This window comes from Enterococcus sp. DIV0008 (genome assembly GCF_050542615.1).
In the GTDB taxonomy this organism is placed as follows: Bacteria; Bacillota; Bacilli; order Lactobacillales; family Enterococcaceae; genus Enterococcus_D; species Enterococcus_D innesii.
The window spans coordinates 3,308,345-3,324,080 of the sequence record NZ_CP172937.1 but is presented as its reverse complement, the minus strand read 5'-3'; the positions used below and the strand labels follow the sequence as shown (position 1 = coordinate 3,324,080).

16 protein-coding genes and 1 riboswitch are annotated in these 15,736 nt (G+C 46.4%); of the genes, 15 read left to right on the top strand and 1 reads right to left on the bottom strand.

Features of this window, described 5'->3' with window-relative positions; translation table 11 throughout:
• The first annotated feature begins 24 nt into the window (after positions 1 to 24).
• From purR to thiT, 4 genes are all read left to right on the top strand, one after another.
• Entirely contained in the window at positions 25 to 849 is an 825-nt protein-coding gene (purR, locus tag IGI84_RS15620; RefSeq protein WP_005230273.1) for a pur operon repressor, read from the top strand.
• Between the two features lie 177 nt (positions 850 to 1,026).
• Positions 1,027 to 2,400 carry a bifunctional UDP-N-acetylglucosamine diphosphorylase/glucosamine-1-phosphate N-acetyltransferase GlmU gene (glmU, locus tag IGI84_RS15615; RefSeq protein WP_368256494.1) on the top strand — a complete coding sequence of 458 codons (1,374 nt, stop codon included), beginning with the start codon at positions 1,027 to 1,029 and terminating at the stop codon, positions 2,398 to 2,400.
• A 116-nt stretch (positions 2,401 to 2,516) separates the two neighbouring features.
• Positions 2,517 to 3,491 (top strand): ribose-phosphate diphosphokinase, encoded by a 975-nt coding sequence (locus tag IGI84_RS15610; RefSeq protein ID WP_005230276.1) that lies wholly within the window; start codon positions 2,517 to 2,519, stop codon positions 3,489 to 3,491.
• 182 nt (positions 3,492 to 3,673) lie between these two features.
• Positions 3,674 to 3,775, top strand: a riboswitch (TPP riboswitch).
• A 51-nt stretch (positions 3,776 to 3,826) separates the two neighbouring features.
• The gene (thiT, locus tag IGI84_RS15605) at positions 3,827 to 4,399 is read left to right on the top strand and encodes an energy-coupled thiamine transporter ThiT (protein ID WP_074934241.1); all 573 of its coding nucleotides are present in this window, start codon (positions 3,827 to 3,829) and stop codon (positions 4,397 to 4,399) included.
• Positions 4,400 to 4,453: 54 nt separating this feature from the next.
• On the opposite strand, the gene IGI84_RS15600 is transcribed toward thiT, so the two are convergent.
• On the bottom strand, positions 4,454 to 5,242 hold the full coding sequence (locus tag IGI84_RS15600; protein ID WP_005232973.1) for a hypothetical protein: 789 nt from the start codon (positions 5,240 to 5,242) through the stop codon (positions 4,454 to 4,456).
• Between the two features lie 231 nt (positions 5,243 to 5,473).
• Here IGI84_RS15600 and IGI84_RS15595 point away from each other — a divergent pair, with 231 nt between their 5' ends.
• The 11 genes from IGI84_RS15595 to rsmB all read left to right on the top strand — a co-directional run bounded on the left by IGI84_RS15595 (position 5,474) and on the right by rsmB (position 15,722).
• Positions 5,474 to 6,190 carry a class A sortase gene (locus tag IGI84_RS15595; RefSeq protein ID WP_368256496.1) on the top strand — a complete coding sequence of 239 codons (717 nt, stop codon included), beginning with the start codon at positions 5,474 to 5,476 and terminating at the stop codon, positions 6,188 to 6,190.
• A gap of 75 nt (positions 6,191 to 6,265) precedes the next feature.
• Positions 6,266 to 7,930, top strand: a complete 1,665-nt coding sequence (locus tag IGI84_RS15590; protein ID WP_368256498.1) for a patatin-like phospholipase family protein — start codon at positions 6,266 to 6,268, stop codon at positions 7,928 to 7,930.
• Positions 7,923 to 8,138 carry a YdbC family protein gene (locus tag IGI84_RS15585; RefSeq protein WP_005230288.1) on the top strand — a complete coding sequence of 72 codons (216 nt, stop codon included), beginning with the start codon at positions 7,923 to 7,925 and terminating at the stop codon, positions 8,136 to 8,138. The genes IGI84_RS15590 and IGI84_RS15585 overlap by 8 nt, the downstream gene beginning before the upstream one ends.
• A 27-nt stretch (positions 8,139 to 8,165) precedes the next feature.
• Entirely contained in the window at positions 8,166 to 9,050 is an 885-nt protein-coding gene (locus IGI84_RS15580) for a YicC/YloC family endoribonuclease (protein WP_288362432.1), read from the top strand.
• Positions 9,051 to 9,063: 13 nt separating this feature from the next.
• Positions 9,064 to 9,345: a hypothetical protein gene (locus IGI84_RS15575; RefSeq protein WP_005230307.1), complete on the top strand. Its 282-nt coding sequence runs from the start codon at positions 9,064 to 9,066 to the stop codon at positions 9,343 to 9,345.
• Between the two features lie 124 nt (positions 9,346 to 9,469).
• A complete protein-coding gene (gmk, locus tag IGI84_RS15570) occupies positions 9,470 to 10,084 on the top strand; it encodes a guanylate kinase (protein WP_005230308.1) in 615 nt (204 codons plus the stop codon).
• A 5-nt stretch (positions 10,085 to 10,089) separates the two neighbouring features.
• Positions 10,090 to 10,395 (top strand): DNA-directed RNA polymerase subunit omega, encoded by a 306-nt coding sequence (gene rpoZ / locus IGI84_RS15565; protein ID WP_005232977.1) that lies wholly within the window; start codon positions 10,090 to 10,092, stop codon positions 10,393 to 10,395.
• 128 nt (positions 10,396 to 10,523) lie between these two features.
• Complete coding sequence (gene priA, locus IGI84_RS15560; RefSeq protein ID WP_368256501.1) at positions 10,524 to 12,926, top strand: primosomal protein N'; 2,403 nt, start codon at positions 10,524 to 10,526, stop codon at positions 12,924 to 12,926.
• A 10-nt stretch (positions 12,927 to 12,936) separates the two neighbouring features.
• Positions 12,937 to 13,428 carry a peptide deformylase gene (gene def, locus IGI84_RS15555; RefSeq protein ID WP_005230314.1) on the top strand — a complete coding sequence of 164 codons (492 nt, stop codon included), beginning with the start codon at positions 12,937 to 12,939 and terminating at the stop codon, positions 13,426 to 13,428.
• On the top strand, positions 13,421 to 14,374 hold the full coding sequence (fmt, locus tag IGI84_RS15550; RefSeq protein ID WP_096741976.1) for a methionyl-tRNA formyltransferase: 954 nt from the start codon (positions 13,421 to 13,423) through the stop codon (positions 14,372 to 14,374). The genes def and fmt overlap by 8 nt, the downstream gene beginning before the upstream one ends.
• Positions 14,364 to 15,722 (top strand): 16S rRNA (cytosine(967)-C(5))-methyltransferase RsmB, encoded by a 1,359-nt coding sequence (gene rsmB / locus IGI84_RS15545; RefSeq protein WP_015510616.1) that lies wholly within the window; start codon positions 14,364 to 14,366, stop codon positions 15,720 to 15,722. The genes fmt and rsmB overlap by 11 nt, the downstream gene beginning before the upstream one ends.
• The last annotated feature ends 14 nt before the right edge of the window (positions 15,723 to 15,736 follow it).

The following is a 15,736-nucleotide window of genomic DNA, read 5'->3' as shown; positions in this document are numbered from 1 at the left end:
AATAAACTAAAGGAGTTGTCCGGTGTGAAAATACGTCGAAGTGAACGACTGATCGATATGACACATTACTTGTTGAATCATCCCCATGAATTGATTTCATTGTCCTTCTTTTCTAAACGATATGCCTCTGCAAAATCATCGATTAGCGAAGATTTATCTATTATCAAAAAGACCTTTAAAGAACGAGGAACAGGCATTCTTGATACCGTGCCAGGCGCTGCTGGCGGTGTTTTTTTTGTGCCTGAAATTTCTGAAGAAGAAGCGTATGCGTACGTCGAAGGGCTGGCAGAACGCTTGTCTGAGCAAGACCGTTTGTTGCCTGGCGGCTATGTTTATCTATCTGACTTATTGGGCGAACCGGAATTGCTGCGCCAAGTCGGCCGCATCATCGCTTCCAAATATTTAGGCGAACAAATCGATGCGGTGATGACCGTTGCTACTAAAGGAGTGCCGATCGCTCAAGCAGTCTCTTACTACTTGAATGTTCCCTTCGTGATCGTGCGTCGTGATTCCAAGATCACTGAAGGCTCGACCGTGAGTGTCAATTATGTCTCTGGTTCTTCAGAGCGCATCGAAAAAATGGAATTATCCAAGCGCAGCTTAAAGCGCGGCTCTAGAGTATTGGTGGTCGATGACTTTATGAAAGGCGGCGGCACGGTCAATGGGATGAAGAGCTTGATTGAAGAATTTGAAGCCGAATTAGTCGGTATTACGGTTTTTGCCGAAACGAAATTCAAAGGCAAGCGGGCCATCAGCGATTACAGCTCTCTGCTGTATGTTGAAGATGTCGATACCCAGACCAAAACGATCTCGGTAGTACCGGGAAATTATTTTGAGAAAAAAGCCTGATTTTTGTGGCTCTTAGACTGGCGCAAGCAGCTGTTTTTAAAACGGCGGCTGCCAGTCTTTTTTTGATTGGTCTAGGTGGCGATTCCTTAAATCGTTGAAATTTACAAGTACTTGGGCTAAACTGTTTATAGGAAATTCAATGAATAAAAATCCTTCAGATTGATAGGAGTGGAATACGTGGACGCACGTTTTGCAATAATTTTAGCGGCTGGAAAAGGCACGCGCATGAAATCGAAGTTATATAAAGTGTTACATCCGGTTTGCGGTAAGCCAATGGTGGAGCACATCATGAACCGAGTGGTGGAAACAAATCCTGAAGAGATCGTGACGATCGTTGGTCACGGGGCGGAAATGGTCAAGGAGCAACTGGGGGATCGCACCAATTACGCCTTACAAGCCGAACAATTAGGTACCGGTCACGCTGTCGTTCAAGCCGAATCATTTTTAAAGGGCAAAAAAGGCACGACCTTAGTAATTAGTGGGGATACGCCGTTATTGACGACGGAAACCTTGAATAACTTGTTCGATTACCATCAAGGGAAAAATGCATCGGCAACGATCTTGACGGCACAAGCGGCAGACCCAACGGGCTATGGCCGGATCGTACGGGATCATGTCGGCATCGTGGAAAAAATCGTCGAGCAAAAAGATGCGTCGACCGAAGAAGCACTGATCCAAGAAATCAATACAGGCACGTATTGCTTTGACAATGAATTGTTATTTGACGCCTTGGCAAAATTAGATACGGACAATGCCCAAGGGGAGTACTACTTGACTGATATTATCGAGATCTTAAAGGAAGACGGCAAAATCATCGCTGCTTATCAAACCGAAGATTTCCATGAATCTTTAGGGGTCAACGACCGCATCGCCTTAGCCGAAGCCAATCGCTTGATGCGCCAGCGGATCAATCGTCAGCACATGCAAAATGGCGTGACCTTGATCGACCCGGCGACGACTTATATCGACGAAGGCGTTGTGATCGGTTCAGATACCTTGATCGAAGCCGGTGTGATCATCAAAGGGAAGACGACGATCGGAGAAGATTGTGTCATTACGGCAGCTTCTGAAATTGAAGACAGCAAGATCGGCAACCAAGTGACGATCAAGGCATCGACGATCGAGGAGAGCATCATCCATGATGGCGCCGATGTTGGTCCCAATGCCCATCTTCGCCCCAATGCGGAAATTTTGGCCCATGCCCATATCGGTAACTTTGTGGAGGTCAAAAATGCGACGATTGGCGAAGGCACCAAAGTCGGACACTTGTCTTATGTTGGCGATGCGACCTTAGGCAAAAACATCAATGTCGGCTGCGGCGTAGTCTTTGTTAATTATGACGGCAAGAGCAAATTTAAAACGACTGTCGGGGACAATTGCTTTATCGGCTCTGGCTCCAATCTGGTTGCGCCCTTGACCATCGAAGAGGAAACGATGATCGCTGCTGGCTCAACGATCACCAAAGATGTTCCTAAACACAGTATGGCTATTGCCCGCGCCCGTCAGGAAAATAAAGCGGATTACGCGAAAAAGTTGCCTTATCTAAATTAGAAATAGCGAAATGACTTGATTTCTTAAGGAAAAATGACTACTATTTATTAGGAAGAAGATTCTAGTAAAAAGGAGTCATTTTTTTCTAGATGAACGCAAAGAAAGTGGAGGTTCTCATGTCAAATCATTATTTTGATCCAAGATTGAAGATTTTTTCTCTGAACTCAAATCGTCCTTTGGCGGAAAAAATCGCAGCTGCAGTAGGTGTTGAATTAGGTAAGTGTTCAGTCAAACAATTTAGCGATGGTGAAATCCAAGTGAATATTGAAGAAAGTATTCGTGGTGCCCACGTCTACGTGATTCAATCAACCAGCAGCCCTGTAAACGATAACCTAATGGAATTGCTGATCATGATCGATGCTTTGAAGCGCGCCAGTGCGAAGACGATCAATGTAGTAATGCCTTATTATGGTTATGCAAGACAAGACCGCAAAGCGCGATCAAGAGAACCAATCACCGCAAAACTTGTAGCAAACATGATCGAAAAAGCTGGTGCGAACCGCATGGTTACACTGGATTTGCATGCCTCACAGATTCAAGGGTTCTTTGATATCCCCGTTGACCACTTGATGGGTGCACCATTGATCGCCAACTACTTCTTGGAAAGAGGCATTCAAGGCGATGATGTCGTAGTTGTTTCACCAGACCACGGGGGCGTGACTCGTGCCCGCAAATTAGCTGAGTTTCTTAAGTCACCAATCGCGATCATCGACAAACGTCGTCCGAAAGCCAACGTAGCGGAAGTCATGAATATCATTGGTCATGTTGAAGGCAAAACTTGTGTCTTGATCGACGATATGATCGATACTGCGGGTACCATCACATTGGCTGCGAATGCGTTGAAACAAGCAGGTGCCAAAAGTGTTTACGCCTCATGTACCCACCCTGTCTTGTCAGGACCTGCCTTGGAACGGATCGAAGATTCGGCCATTGAGCATCTAGTTGTGACAGATTCGATTCACTTGCCAGAAGACCGCAAGTCGAAAAAAATCGATGAGATCAGTGTCGGTGCCTTGATGGGCGAAGCGATCAAACGAATCCATGAGAACAAACCAGTAAGTCCACTGTTTGAATCAAAATTATCAATTTAATCGTGTCTCATATGCATGAGAACAACAGCCAATGGTCGGTCTTTAGCCCCTCATTGGCTGTTTTTTTTCTGAGGAGTTTCAGGATGTTTTTAGAAAAAACGATCGCAGTCATGTTTCTTTTCACCAATTTATGGTATTCTTGAAAGTGACTTGCGAAACGCAAGCAAAAAATAAAATAGAATCTAATCACAAAGGGGAGTCTGCAAAGGCTGAGAATGAGAGTACTCTAAACCCTTCGTACCTGTTTCGATCATGCGAACGTAGGAATTGTGACGAGTTGAAGTGTCTAACACTTCTCCTTTGTGAATTGTGATGATTCTAAAGGAGGAGTTTTTTTGAAACGAAAAATGTCGCTGCAAGTGTGGACGGAAGGAACGATGATTGCTGCTATCGGGGTCGTCTTGTCGTATATCCCGATCCAGACAGCCAATTCCAGTATCGACTTGTCTCTAGGGCTCGTGCCCTTGGTCTTGTATTCGTATCGTCGCGGGGTGCTGCCGGGAATGACGGCGGGATTTATGTGGGGCTTGCTGAATATTTTGATTGGTAGTGCGATGCGTAACTTTATCACCGTTCCACAGATCATCTTTGAATATCCCTTTGCCTTTGCTTTTGGTGGGATGGGCGGCTTGTTTGCTAATAAAATCCAGCAAGCGATCCGACAAAACAGCAAAACCGTTACGTGGTATGTCGTCTTAGGGGGCATCGTGGCGGTGATTAGCCGTTGGTTTTGGCATTATTGGGCAGGGGTTTTTGTCTGGGGAATGTACGCACCGCCAGGACAAAGTCCGTATCTGTATTCCTTGATCTTTAATGGGTCATCGGTCATCATCAATATCGTTTATGTAGGGGTCGTATTAGGTCTCTTAGTCAAGGCCGCTCCAAAATTATTTGTGCCGAAAGTTTAGTTTTAGAAATGAAATCATAAAAAATGTCTTGATGCTCTTTGAAAAAGAGAAGCATCAAGACATTTTTTTGTCGAAAAATCCAAAAGCCAAATCTTCTTGATCAATTTCCAACGACCAGTTTTTTTTGCTGGCTGAGTAGCGCAAAACTGCAATTTGATCTAACTCTTTTTGATTGACCAATGTGCTTTTCAAGCCAGCATCTTCTGACAGATAGATCGGGATCGTATAAGTTTTATCGATCAGTTGCTCTTGTGTCAGACAGAAGACGATGCCTTCTTGCATGATTCCCCGCAATTCTTTCAGCAAATTAAAGTCGAGCTTTTCCACCGGTGTCGCTTTTTTAAAAAAGGAGAGACGATCATTGATTTTTTCTAAGACGATACGGGTGATCCGATCCGCCAAGATCCGGTAATATTCATCTAAATAGCGATAATAAACGCGGGAACGTGCATCTTTTAAGTCAAAGAAAACAAAGTTATTTTGCAGTTTGTAAAAGAAAGGGGAGTGGAGGTGTGTCTTCATGTGGCCGAAATATAACAATTCGGAGATCTCTAAAGGCGTCAATTCTTTGACCATCTCGTAATCATTAAAATCGATCCACTTCATTTCTTCGGCAATGCGACCTTTGTTGATCTGCTGAAAAAACAGTTGGACATCTTCCATTCCACGGATGACTTTTAAGCCCGTATGACCGTCGAATTCGCCGAAATCACTGGAAGGATCAAGCAAGAGCAGATTCTTGGGCTGATGGACAATGCTCTTGTTAAAATCTTGGGGGGCAAGCCCGCGGGTCAAGACGGCATTGCTGGTTGTATCAATATGTACGTAAATCGTGTTAGACATGCCGATCGATCCCTCCTATCTACTAAGTTCATTCTACAACAAAGCGCTGAAAATTGCTTGTATCTTTTCGTTTAAAGTTATATTACAAAATAACAGAAAAAACAATTTTTAAGTTCCCTTTTTCGACAAAAAAAGGCAAATCTTGTCTTTTCGTAAAAAAAATTGCCCAAATTGGCGTCTTTATGAGGATTTTGGTATGATAAAAGAAGAAACTAATGGAGACGAAAACCTATGAGAAAAAAGAAAAGCAGACTTTCGAATTGGCTGAGCAATCTCTTTTTGCTTTTGCTGTTATTGATTGGTTTAGCATTGATTTTTAATAATCAAATCAAAAATTATTTTATTAAACAAACAGGTGAAGCATACGCAGTCGGCACCATTGATCGTAGTGATGTGGAAAAAAACATGGAAGCGGAAGCGACCTTTGATTTTGATGCCGTGGAGCCGGCAAGTTCAGAAGCAGTCTTACGGGCGCAGCTGAGCAACAAAGCTTTGCCAGTGATCGGCGGCGTGGCGGTTCCCAGTGTTGGGATCAATCTGCCGATTTTTAAAGGCTTGGCCAACGAGGCCTTGCTGTATGGTGCTGGTACGTTAAGTCCCACCCAAAAAATGGGGGAAGGCAATTACGCGTTAGCTAGCCATCGCGCCCAATCGCCAGATCTTTTGTTTACACCATTGGATGATGTCGCCATCGGGGCGGCTATCTATGTGACCGATCTGGAAAATATTTACACGTATACCGCGACTTCTTCTGTGCGGGTCAATCCGACCGATGTCTATTTGCTTGACGAAGTAGAAGGCCGCAAAATGATCACGCTGATAACCTGTGGCGAAATGGGCGGTGTCACCCGTCGTGTGATCCAAGGTGATTTGGAATCTGTGACGCCAGTCGATGAAGCCACGGATGAGATGCTGGCGGCATTCAACATGGCACAACGAACATTTTAATCAAAAGAATAGCTCGAGTGGTACGGCAGCCGGCGTGTCATTCGTCTATTCTTTTTTGCTTAAGGAGGCGTCTTGATGAAAGTGAAAAAACTGACTTCGATCGATTTTCTTGCACAAAGGGCAGGGTTTCAAGAAAGCCGACTGGTCTTTTCCTTTTTTGAGTCGCACTCAAAAGCGCGACGAGCCTTTCTTGCCGACATGGCGCAGCAGGGCTGGCAGATCGACAGCCGTTATGGCCGCTTTTACCTTGCCGGGCAGTTTGATTTTGACCAAAAGACACTGACTATCACCAATCTGCTGGTGGAAGCAGCCGCCGAGTTTACTTGGAAACAACTGCTAGCTGTGACAGAAAGCTTTGCCCGCAGTCGTTTTGTAGCAGCCGTCTTGTGGCAGCTTCCTCATCGGAACCCCTTGGCTGAGTGGTTTATCCAGCAAGGGTATCAGGTGGTCCCTCAAGGGTATCAAAGAGTGCTAGCTTATCAGACGGCGCTGGTTTTAGGCGGTGGCGGTGCTCATGGGGCGTATCAAATCGGGGTTTGGCAAGCGCTGCAAGAACGAGGCATCACCTTTGAATGGATCACGGGAACTTCCGTTGGTGCGTTGAATGGCGCCTTGATTTTAATGAACGATGTGGAAGCGGCCGTCGATTTATGGGCAAATATCTCTAATGAGCAAGTATTGCACTATCCGCTTGCTTCGGTACGTGCTCAAACGCTGCGGGATTTGATGAATCAAGCCAACTCGCTGGTCCGCGAAGCGGTCAAAAGCAACGGCGCCAGTACCGAACCCTTGGCAAAGCTTTTGCAGAAGACCTTTGATCAAGAAAAATTCAGCCAAACTGCTTGTCATTTGCTGATCTGTACGACTCGTCTGCCCGACTTCAAGGAGACGATCTATGCCTTTGATCCATCCGCAGTTGAGGAAAATCTGCATTGGTTGTTGGCATCCGCCTCATTTTATCCAGCGATGCAGGCGCAAAAAATTAATGACGCCTATTACATCGATGGCGGCTATCGCAACAACCTGCCCATCGATGTCGCTCTACAGCAGGGGGCAACGGAATGTATCACCGTGGATGTCCAAGGACCCGGCATCAATAAAAGGACGGTTTTGACGGAAGAAACTGCGCAACTTTCGTTAGGGTCTCCTTGGTCCTTAGGCAGCTTTTTGGTTTTTGATGCCCAGCGTTCGCTGGATAATATGACCTTGGGCTATTTGGAAACCTTGAAAGTGTTCGGCAAATACCAAGGCCATTGGTATACCTTTGAAAAGACGGTTGATTTTCAGCCGTTATGGCGGGGTTTTTTGAAAGAGCTACGCCAGACCGACCCGTTGCTTTATCAGGAACTAAAGAAAAAAGAATTTTGGAAAAAAATGCGTAAATTCTATCAACAGGATGTGCCATTTGAGCAGTGGGGGCGTATACTGATAGAGTGTACCGCGAAAGTATTGTATCTAGCGCCTACGGTGATTTATGAGCAGGAAACGATGCTAACGGCTTTAGCTGAAAAAATTGCGCTAAAGGCAGTGGAAGAAGCCGATGCCTGGTCGATCACCGAGTGGCTGAGCTATTATCGCGACCGTTTTTTTGTCTTGTCCGAGCAAAACCGCTTTTTCTTTTTTTATCGGACGCAGCAATTGAATCTGCCCGCCCTTCAGCAGATTCGTCGGCGTTACCCGCTGACTGCTTTAATGGCAGCGTATAGTCACTATCTTTTGAAAGGAGCAGAAAATGGATAAATTTTCGTATGAAATCGTTGAAGAGATCGCCGTGCTTTCGGAAAATCAAAGAGGCTGGCGCAAAGAATTGAATTTGGTGAGCTGGAATGGGCGTCCGCCAAAATTTGATCTGAGAGATTGGGGCCCAGAGCACGAGAAGATGGGCAAAGGCGTGACCTTATCCAATGAAGAATTTGCAGAACTTAAAAAAGCCCTGCTTTCCATGTAAGAAAGCAAAAGGGTGAGGAGTGATCAAATGAAAAGTATGACTGGTTTTGGCAAAGGCAGTGCAGAAACACCAGATGTGCAGATCGAAATTGAAATCAAAAGTGTCAATCAGCGCTTTTTGGACCTGCAGCTGCGAATGCCCAAACAATTGAATCCTCTAGAAGGTGCTTTACGGCAGTCGATCAAGCAGACCCTCCAGCGAGGACGGATCGAATTGTATGTGACTTTAAAAGAAAAAACCGCAAATACGAAACAGATCGAGATCCAATGGGACCTGCTGGAACGTTTCATGCAGGAGATCGATACCGAAGCCAAAGACCGTTTTGACCTAGCAGAGCTGCCTAAAGCAGCATTGCTGGAACAATTCCTGCTCCATGAGGCTTTTCTAACGATCTCTGATCAAGAGCCAGAAGAAAGCACCTTAGCCGATGGCGTGATGGAAGCATTAGATCAAGCGCTGGCAGCGATCGACCAAAGCCGCTGGGTGGAAGGGCAAGGCATTCTGCAGATCTTACAAGAAAATCAGCGACAGCTACAGGAAAAACTGACAGAACTCAAACAATTCGTGACCCTCTATGAGGCGGACTACCAAGAACGCTTTGAAAAGAAACTGACTGCCTATCTAGGGGAAGAAGTCGAGCGCGATCGTTTACTGACAGAGTTGGCGATTTTATTGGAACGCGGCGATATTCACGAAGAACTGGATCGTTTAAGTATCCATTTAACGACGATGACGGAGCTGATGGCAGCTGAGACACCAATAGGTCGAGAGCTGGATTTCTTGATCCAAGAGATGAACCGGGAAGTCAATACGATCGGCTCAAAATCGAGTCCGATCCAAATCAAAAACAGTGTCGTCCAAATGAAGACGATCATTGAAAAAATCAGAGAACAAGTTCAAAACATCGAGTAGGAGGAATGAACCAATGAAATATTACGATATCACCTTTCACGAACTAAGCGGAAAAAATGTCATCAAGCGCAGTATTCCCTCTGACAAAGAGAATTTCTCTGCATGGGAAGATGCCTGCGTAGCCATCGAGCCGGATTTTCTTCATCTATTAGTTGATGGCGTAGCGGTTTCTTTAAATCGTCGGTACATCGTGCGTATCGATTGCCAAGAAGTGACGGATCCTACCGAAAAAGCGATCACCGCTAAAGACGAATTGGCAGGGGTCATCAATACCTTAAGCAACATGGGCTTTTAAGAAAGCAGCCGAAGTGTAGACTAGCAATTTCATGAAATTCCCATTATAATAAAGTAGTTCTTGAAAGTTGCTGAAAAAAAGTGCAAAATAGACGTTAAGCAAATGTCAGTGAAAGGACGTCATTATGTCAGAGCGAGGATTACTTATAGTTTTATCAGGACCTTCCGGAGTAGGGAAAGGGACCGTGCGCAAAGCAATTTTTGAGAGTGACGACAACGATTTTCAATATTCCGTTTCAATGACCACTCGTCAAAAACGCGAGGGAGAAGTGGAAGGGGTCGATTACTATTTCCGCACGCGGGAAGAATTTGAAGCCTTGATCGAAGCCGGTGAAATGCTGGAATACGCCGAATATGTCGGCAATTATTATGGCACCCCATTATCTTATGTCCAACAGACACTGGATCAAGGAAAAGATGTGTTTTTAGAGATCGAAGTGCAAGGGGCAAAACAAGTAAAAGACAAAGTTCCCGATGGTGTGTTTATTTTTCTGACGCCACCTGATCTGGCAGAATTACGCTCTCGTATTACAGGAAGAGGAACCGACTCTGCCGAAGTGATCGATGAACGGATGCGTGTCGCCCGTGAAGAAATCGAAATGATGGCTTTGTATGATTATGCCGTTGTCAATGATGAAGTACCTAAGGCAGTCCAACGAATTCGCGAAATTATTTCAAGTGAACATTTTCGCGTTGACCGAGTGATCGGAACCTATATCAAAATGTTAGAGGAGCTGTAAGAAATATGATGTTAAAACCTTCAATCGATTCTTTGTTGGATCGTGTCAATTCAAAATATTCATTAGTGATCTTAGCAAGCAAACGGGCGCATGAACTTGATGCCGGTGCGCAAGCAACACTAGAAAACTTTGATTCAGTGAAAAGCGTGGGTCAAGCGCTTGAAGAAATCGAAGCGGAATTAGTCGTTAATGATCCGCATCCAGAAATCAAACGGGCCCGCTTGAAAATGGAACAAGAAGAGCGCAAAGCGCAAAAAGACCAAGAACAAAAAGAATTAGAAGCGCGTATCCGCGACGAACAAAAGCTATAGACAAAAGCAAGCTAGAGCACGCCTGTGTTCTGGCTTTTTCTTTTGAATGGCGATGGTTAAATTTTTGTAAGGGGTACAGACAAACCCCCACCCATTTAGTAAAATAGAACCTAAAAGGAGGAGAAGAAATGGCGTACATAGCAGAAGTGATCGTGGATGTTCCCACGATGCAGACCGATCAGCCTTTTACCTATCTGATCCCATCAGAATTACAAGCCGCCATTGAGACAGGGATGCGGGTCGAAGTGCCATTTGGCAAGGGCGACCGCCATATCCAAGGGTTCGTCGTCGGCCTTTCAGAAGTTGCCGAACCGCAGCAGACCTTAAAACCAATCGTTCGTTTGTTGGATTTGTCGCCTGTCGTCAATGAAGAACTTCTCCAATTAGCCGACTACATGAAGGAAACGACCTTTGCCTTTAAGATTACTTGCTTGCAGACGATGCTGCCTAGTGTGATGAAAGCCGAGTACCAAAAGCAGATCGTTTTGCTGGAAGGAAATCATCCCATCAAAGAATATTTTCCCGAAGACGGCATCCTCAGTTGGCAAGACGCCGAAAGTGCAGGGCTGCTGCCGCAGTTGAAGCCTTTGCGGGAAGCCGCAGTAGTTGAATTGCAGTATCTCGTGAAAAATAAAAACAAAGCGAAAATGACCCGTTACATTGAACGCAAGATCGAGCCAGCAGAAATCCCCGCCGTCCAGCAACAGCTGCGCAAAGGGGCCAAACGCAAGCTGGAAATCTTACAGATTTTGACAGAGGAAGCCCGCTTGCCGGTTTCCTTTTTTACCGAACAAGGGATTTCCACCGCGGCTTTGAACCAAGCGCAAGAAGCTGGCTGGCTGACCTTTACGGAAGTTGAAGCCTACCGTGATCCTTACAAAGACCGTCAATTTCAAAAAACGGTCCCCCTTGAATTAAATGAAGAACAGGCAGCTGCAGTAGCGCAAATCACTGCTTGTGCGGATAACCAAGAGGCGCAGACTTTTTTACTGGAAGGGATCACCGGCAGTGGAAAAACAGAAGTCTATCTACAAGCGATCGCCCAATTGCTGAAACAAGGCAAAACCGCGATCATGCTCGTACCGGAGATCGCTTTGACCCCGCAAATGGTCGAACGCTTTAAAAGCCGTCTCGGCGACGCAGTGGCTGTTTTACACAGCGGCTTGTCCCAAGGTGAAAAATACGATGAATGGCGTAAGATCGAACGTGGGGAGGCGCAGGTGGTGGTTGGCGCCCGCTCGGCGATTTTTGCTCCGTTGAAAAACATCGGGGTCATCATCGTCGATGAGGAGCACGAAGCTTCCTACAAGCAAGAGGAAGCCCCTCGTTACCATGCGAGAGATTTAGCGATTTGGCGCAGTCAGTACCATCACTGTCCAGTGGTGTTAGGCAGTGCGACGCCATCATTAGAATCTCGTGCTCGGGCCCAAAAAGAAGTCTACCGCTTATTGAAATTGAATCAACGAGCAAAAACCAGTGCGCAATTACCGCAGATCGAAGTCGTGGATATGCGTACCGAATTTGCCAACAAAAAGTATCAAACCTTTTCTCGTCCGTTACAGGAAAAAATCACAGACCGTTTGGCCCGCAAAGAACAGATCGTCTTGCTGCTGAATCGGCGCGGCTACTCTTCCTTCGTGATGTGCCGCGATTGCGGGTATGTTTTGCCTTGTCCAAATTGCGACATCTCCTTGACGCTGCATATGGATACCAAAACGATGCGCTGTCATTATTGCGGGCATGAAGAACACATCCCCCATCGTTGCCCCAACTGTAATGCAGACAAGATTCGTTATTACGGAACGGGCACGCAAAAAGTGGAAGAAGAGTTGAAGGAACTGTTTCCTGAAGCGCGGGTCTTACGGATGGATGTCGATACCACCCGCAAAAAAGGCGCCCACGAAAAAATCTTGACCTTGTTTGGGGAGAAAAAAGCGGATATTTTGTTAGGGACTCAAATGATCGCTAAAGGCTTGGATTTCCCTGATATCACACTGGTAGGGGTCTTGAATGCCGATACTGCCTTGAACTTGCCAGATTTTCGTTCGAGTGAACGGACGTTCCAGCTGTTGACTCAGGTCAGTGGTCGGGCAGGTCGGGCGGAAAAAACCGGCGAAGTGGTGATCCAAACGTTCAACCCTGAGCACTATGCCATCCAGTTGGCGCAGTCGCAAGACTACGAAGATTTCTATCAAAAAGAGATGTGGATGCGGCACCAAAGCGGTTATCCACCGTATTATTTCACCGTCAAAATCACCTGCAGCCATCCCGAAGAGCAAGTCGCCGCTCAGAAGATTTTTGCGATCGCGCGGGATCTGCAGCAGGAGCTGTCACCGCAAAGTATTTTGTTGGGGCCGGCACCAAGTGCGATTTTGCGGGTGAAAAACCGTTATTACTACCAATTGATCATTAAATACAAAAATGAACCGCAGCTACCTGCTTTGTTGACCCGTCTGTTGGATCAAAGTCAAATCGATCAGCGCAAAGGATTGTACGTGTCGATTGACCAAGAGCCGTTGAATTTTATTTAGAGGAGAAAATATGCGTTATCCTATTATTATTACCCCCGATGAACGTCTTCGTCGGCAAGCAAAACCCGTCAAAGTAATTACCGATGAGCTCGTTCAGCTACTAGACGACCTTTATGAAACGATGGTTGCCCACGATGGGATCGGTATTGCCGCACCGCAAGTCGGCAAAAACCTGCAAGTGGCGATCGTGGAAGTCGAAGAAGACGATCGCTTTGAAATGATCAACCCTGAGATCATCGCTTCTTCTGGTGAATCCCTTGATGTGGAAGGCTGCTTGAGTATTCCTCACACCTTCGGGACCGTCAAACGAGCAGACGAGATCACTGTCCGCTATTTCGATCGAGAAGGAGAAGAAATGGAAGTGGAAGCATTCGGTTACTTGGCGCGGGCGATGCAGCATGAGATCGATCATTTAAATGGCGTGCTGTTTGTCGACAAGCTCGTCGAACGCATTCCTGAAGAAGACTTAGAAAAGTATATGGAGGAACATGAAAATGACTAAAATCGTCTTTATGGGTACCCCGGCGTTTTCCGTCCCAATTTTAGAAGGCTTGCTTGAAGCCGGCTACGAAGTGGCAGCAGTCGTGACCCAGCCGGATCGTCCCGTCGGTCGCAAAAAAACTATCACTCCGACCCCCGTCAAAGAAGCGGCGTTGAAGCATGGCTTGTTGGTTTTACAACCAGAAAAAATCAGTGGATCACCAGAAATGGAGCAGATTCAAGCTTTAGCACCTGACCTGCTGATCACGGCAGCTTTCGGCCAATTTTTACCTAGTGCTTTACTAGAAGTACCGAAGTATGGCGCTATCAACGTTCATGCGTCCCTACTGCCGAAATACCGAGGCGGAGCACCTGTGCATTATGCCATCATGGAAGGGGAGCAAGAAACGGGTGTAACCATCATGGAAATGATCAAAAAAATGGATGCTGGCGGTATTTTTGCTCAAGCTCGTTTGCCGATCACGGCACAAGATGATGTGGGGACGATGTTTGATAAGTTGAGCCTATTAGGCAAAGATTTGCTGCTGGAAACTGTGCCGAAAATCTTGTCAGGAGAGCTGCAGCCGGTTCCGCAAGAAGAAGCAAAAGTCACCTTTTCACCAAATATCAGCCGTGAACAAGAAGCCATCGACTGGCAGAAAACGGCGGTGCAAATCGATGCCCAAGTCCGAGGCATGCGGCCATGGCCGATCGCCTTTACGACACAAAACGGCAACCGCTGGAAGCTTTGGCAAGTAACACCACTGGAGCAAACGACGACAGCCCAGCCAGGAACGATCATTGAACGGACGAAAAAAACGTTGCTGATCGCTTGTGGTGAAGGCACGGTATTGGCTATCGATGAATTGCAGCCAGCTGGAAAAGGCCGACAAGACATTGCCGCATTCTTAAACGGCAGTGGACAACAGATTCAAAAAGGAGATCAGGTAGGTACCTATGAAGCGTAATCTTGGAGACATACAATATACAGTGCGCTTTGTGGCCCTAGAAGCGTTGTTACGAATCGAAAAAGGCGGCGCTTATTCCAATCTACTGCTGCGGGAATTGATGAATCAAGGGCGTTTAAATGACAAAGACGGTCGCTTATTGACTGAATTGGTGTACGGCACCATCAGTCGTCAGCTTTTATTGGATTATTATTTGGACCGGTTTATTAAAAATGCCCGCAAAGTCGATCCGTGGGTCAAAACGCTGCTGCGGCTTTCCTTGTATCAGATGCTGTATCTCGATAAAGTACCCGCCCATGCCATCATTCATGAAGCCGTGGATATCGCGAAAGCCAAAGGCAATCCGGGAACCGGTAAATTCGTCAATGGGGTGCTGCGCACGATCCAACGACAAGGAGTGCCAGACTTGGCATTGATCAAAGACCCAATGGAACGTCTAGCAACGGAAATCAGTTTGCCCCTGTGGCTAACGAAGAAACTAGTCAAACAAATTGGGATCGAAGAAACCAGTGAGCTGGGCTATGCCCTATTTGAACCCAATCATGCCAGTGGTCGTATCGATCTGCAGCGCATCTCGCAAGCAGCAGCGATCGAGCGGCTGCAAGAAGAAGGCATCGACGCACGGCCAAGTGAGCTTTCCCCCTATGGGGTTGTGGCTGACAAAGGCTTTATGGCGGGCTCTTCCCTCTACAAAGAAGGCTTACTGACGATCCAAGATGAAAGTTCGATGCTGGTTGCCCCCGTTTTACAAGTAGCTCGGGACCATCAAGTATTGGATGCCTGCGCCGCACCAGGAGGCAAAACGACCCATATCGCTGCCTTCTTGTCTGCCGCAGAGGGCGGCAAAGTGACAGCACTGGATATCCATGCCCATAAGGTTAAGCTGATTCAGCAAAATGCCCAACGTTTAGGCGTAGAAGCAGTTGTGGAAACCCGCGTGATGGATGCGCGGGAGACGGCTCAAACCTTTGCACCCGAACAATTTGATCGCATCTTAGTGGATGCCCCTTGTTCTGGACTAGGATTGATGCGCCGTAAGCCAGACATCAAATACAGCAAGACGGAAGCCGATTTCCAACGCTTGCCGCAGATTCAGCGAGAGATTTTGGAAAGTGCCGCCCCAACCTTGAAAAAATCGGGTATAATGGTCTACAGCACATGTACGATTCTAGCGGAAGAAAATCAACAAGTCGTGGCAGCGTTTCTTGCTGACCATCCTGAATTTGAGCAAATGCCTCTTGCGGTAGGACCGCTGGCAGCTGAAGCTGTTCAAGAGGATATGTTGACGATCTATCCGCAAGATTTTATGACAGATGGCTTTTTTATCAGTTGTCTACGCAAAAAGTAACGAGGTGAAAGAAA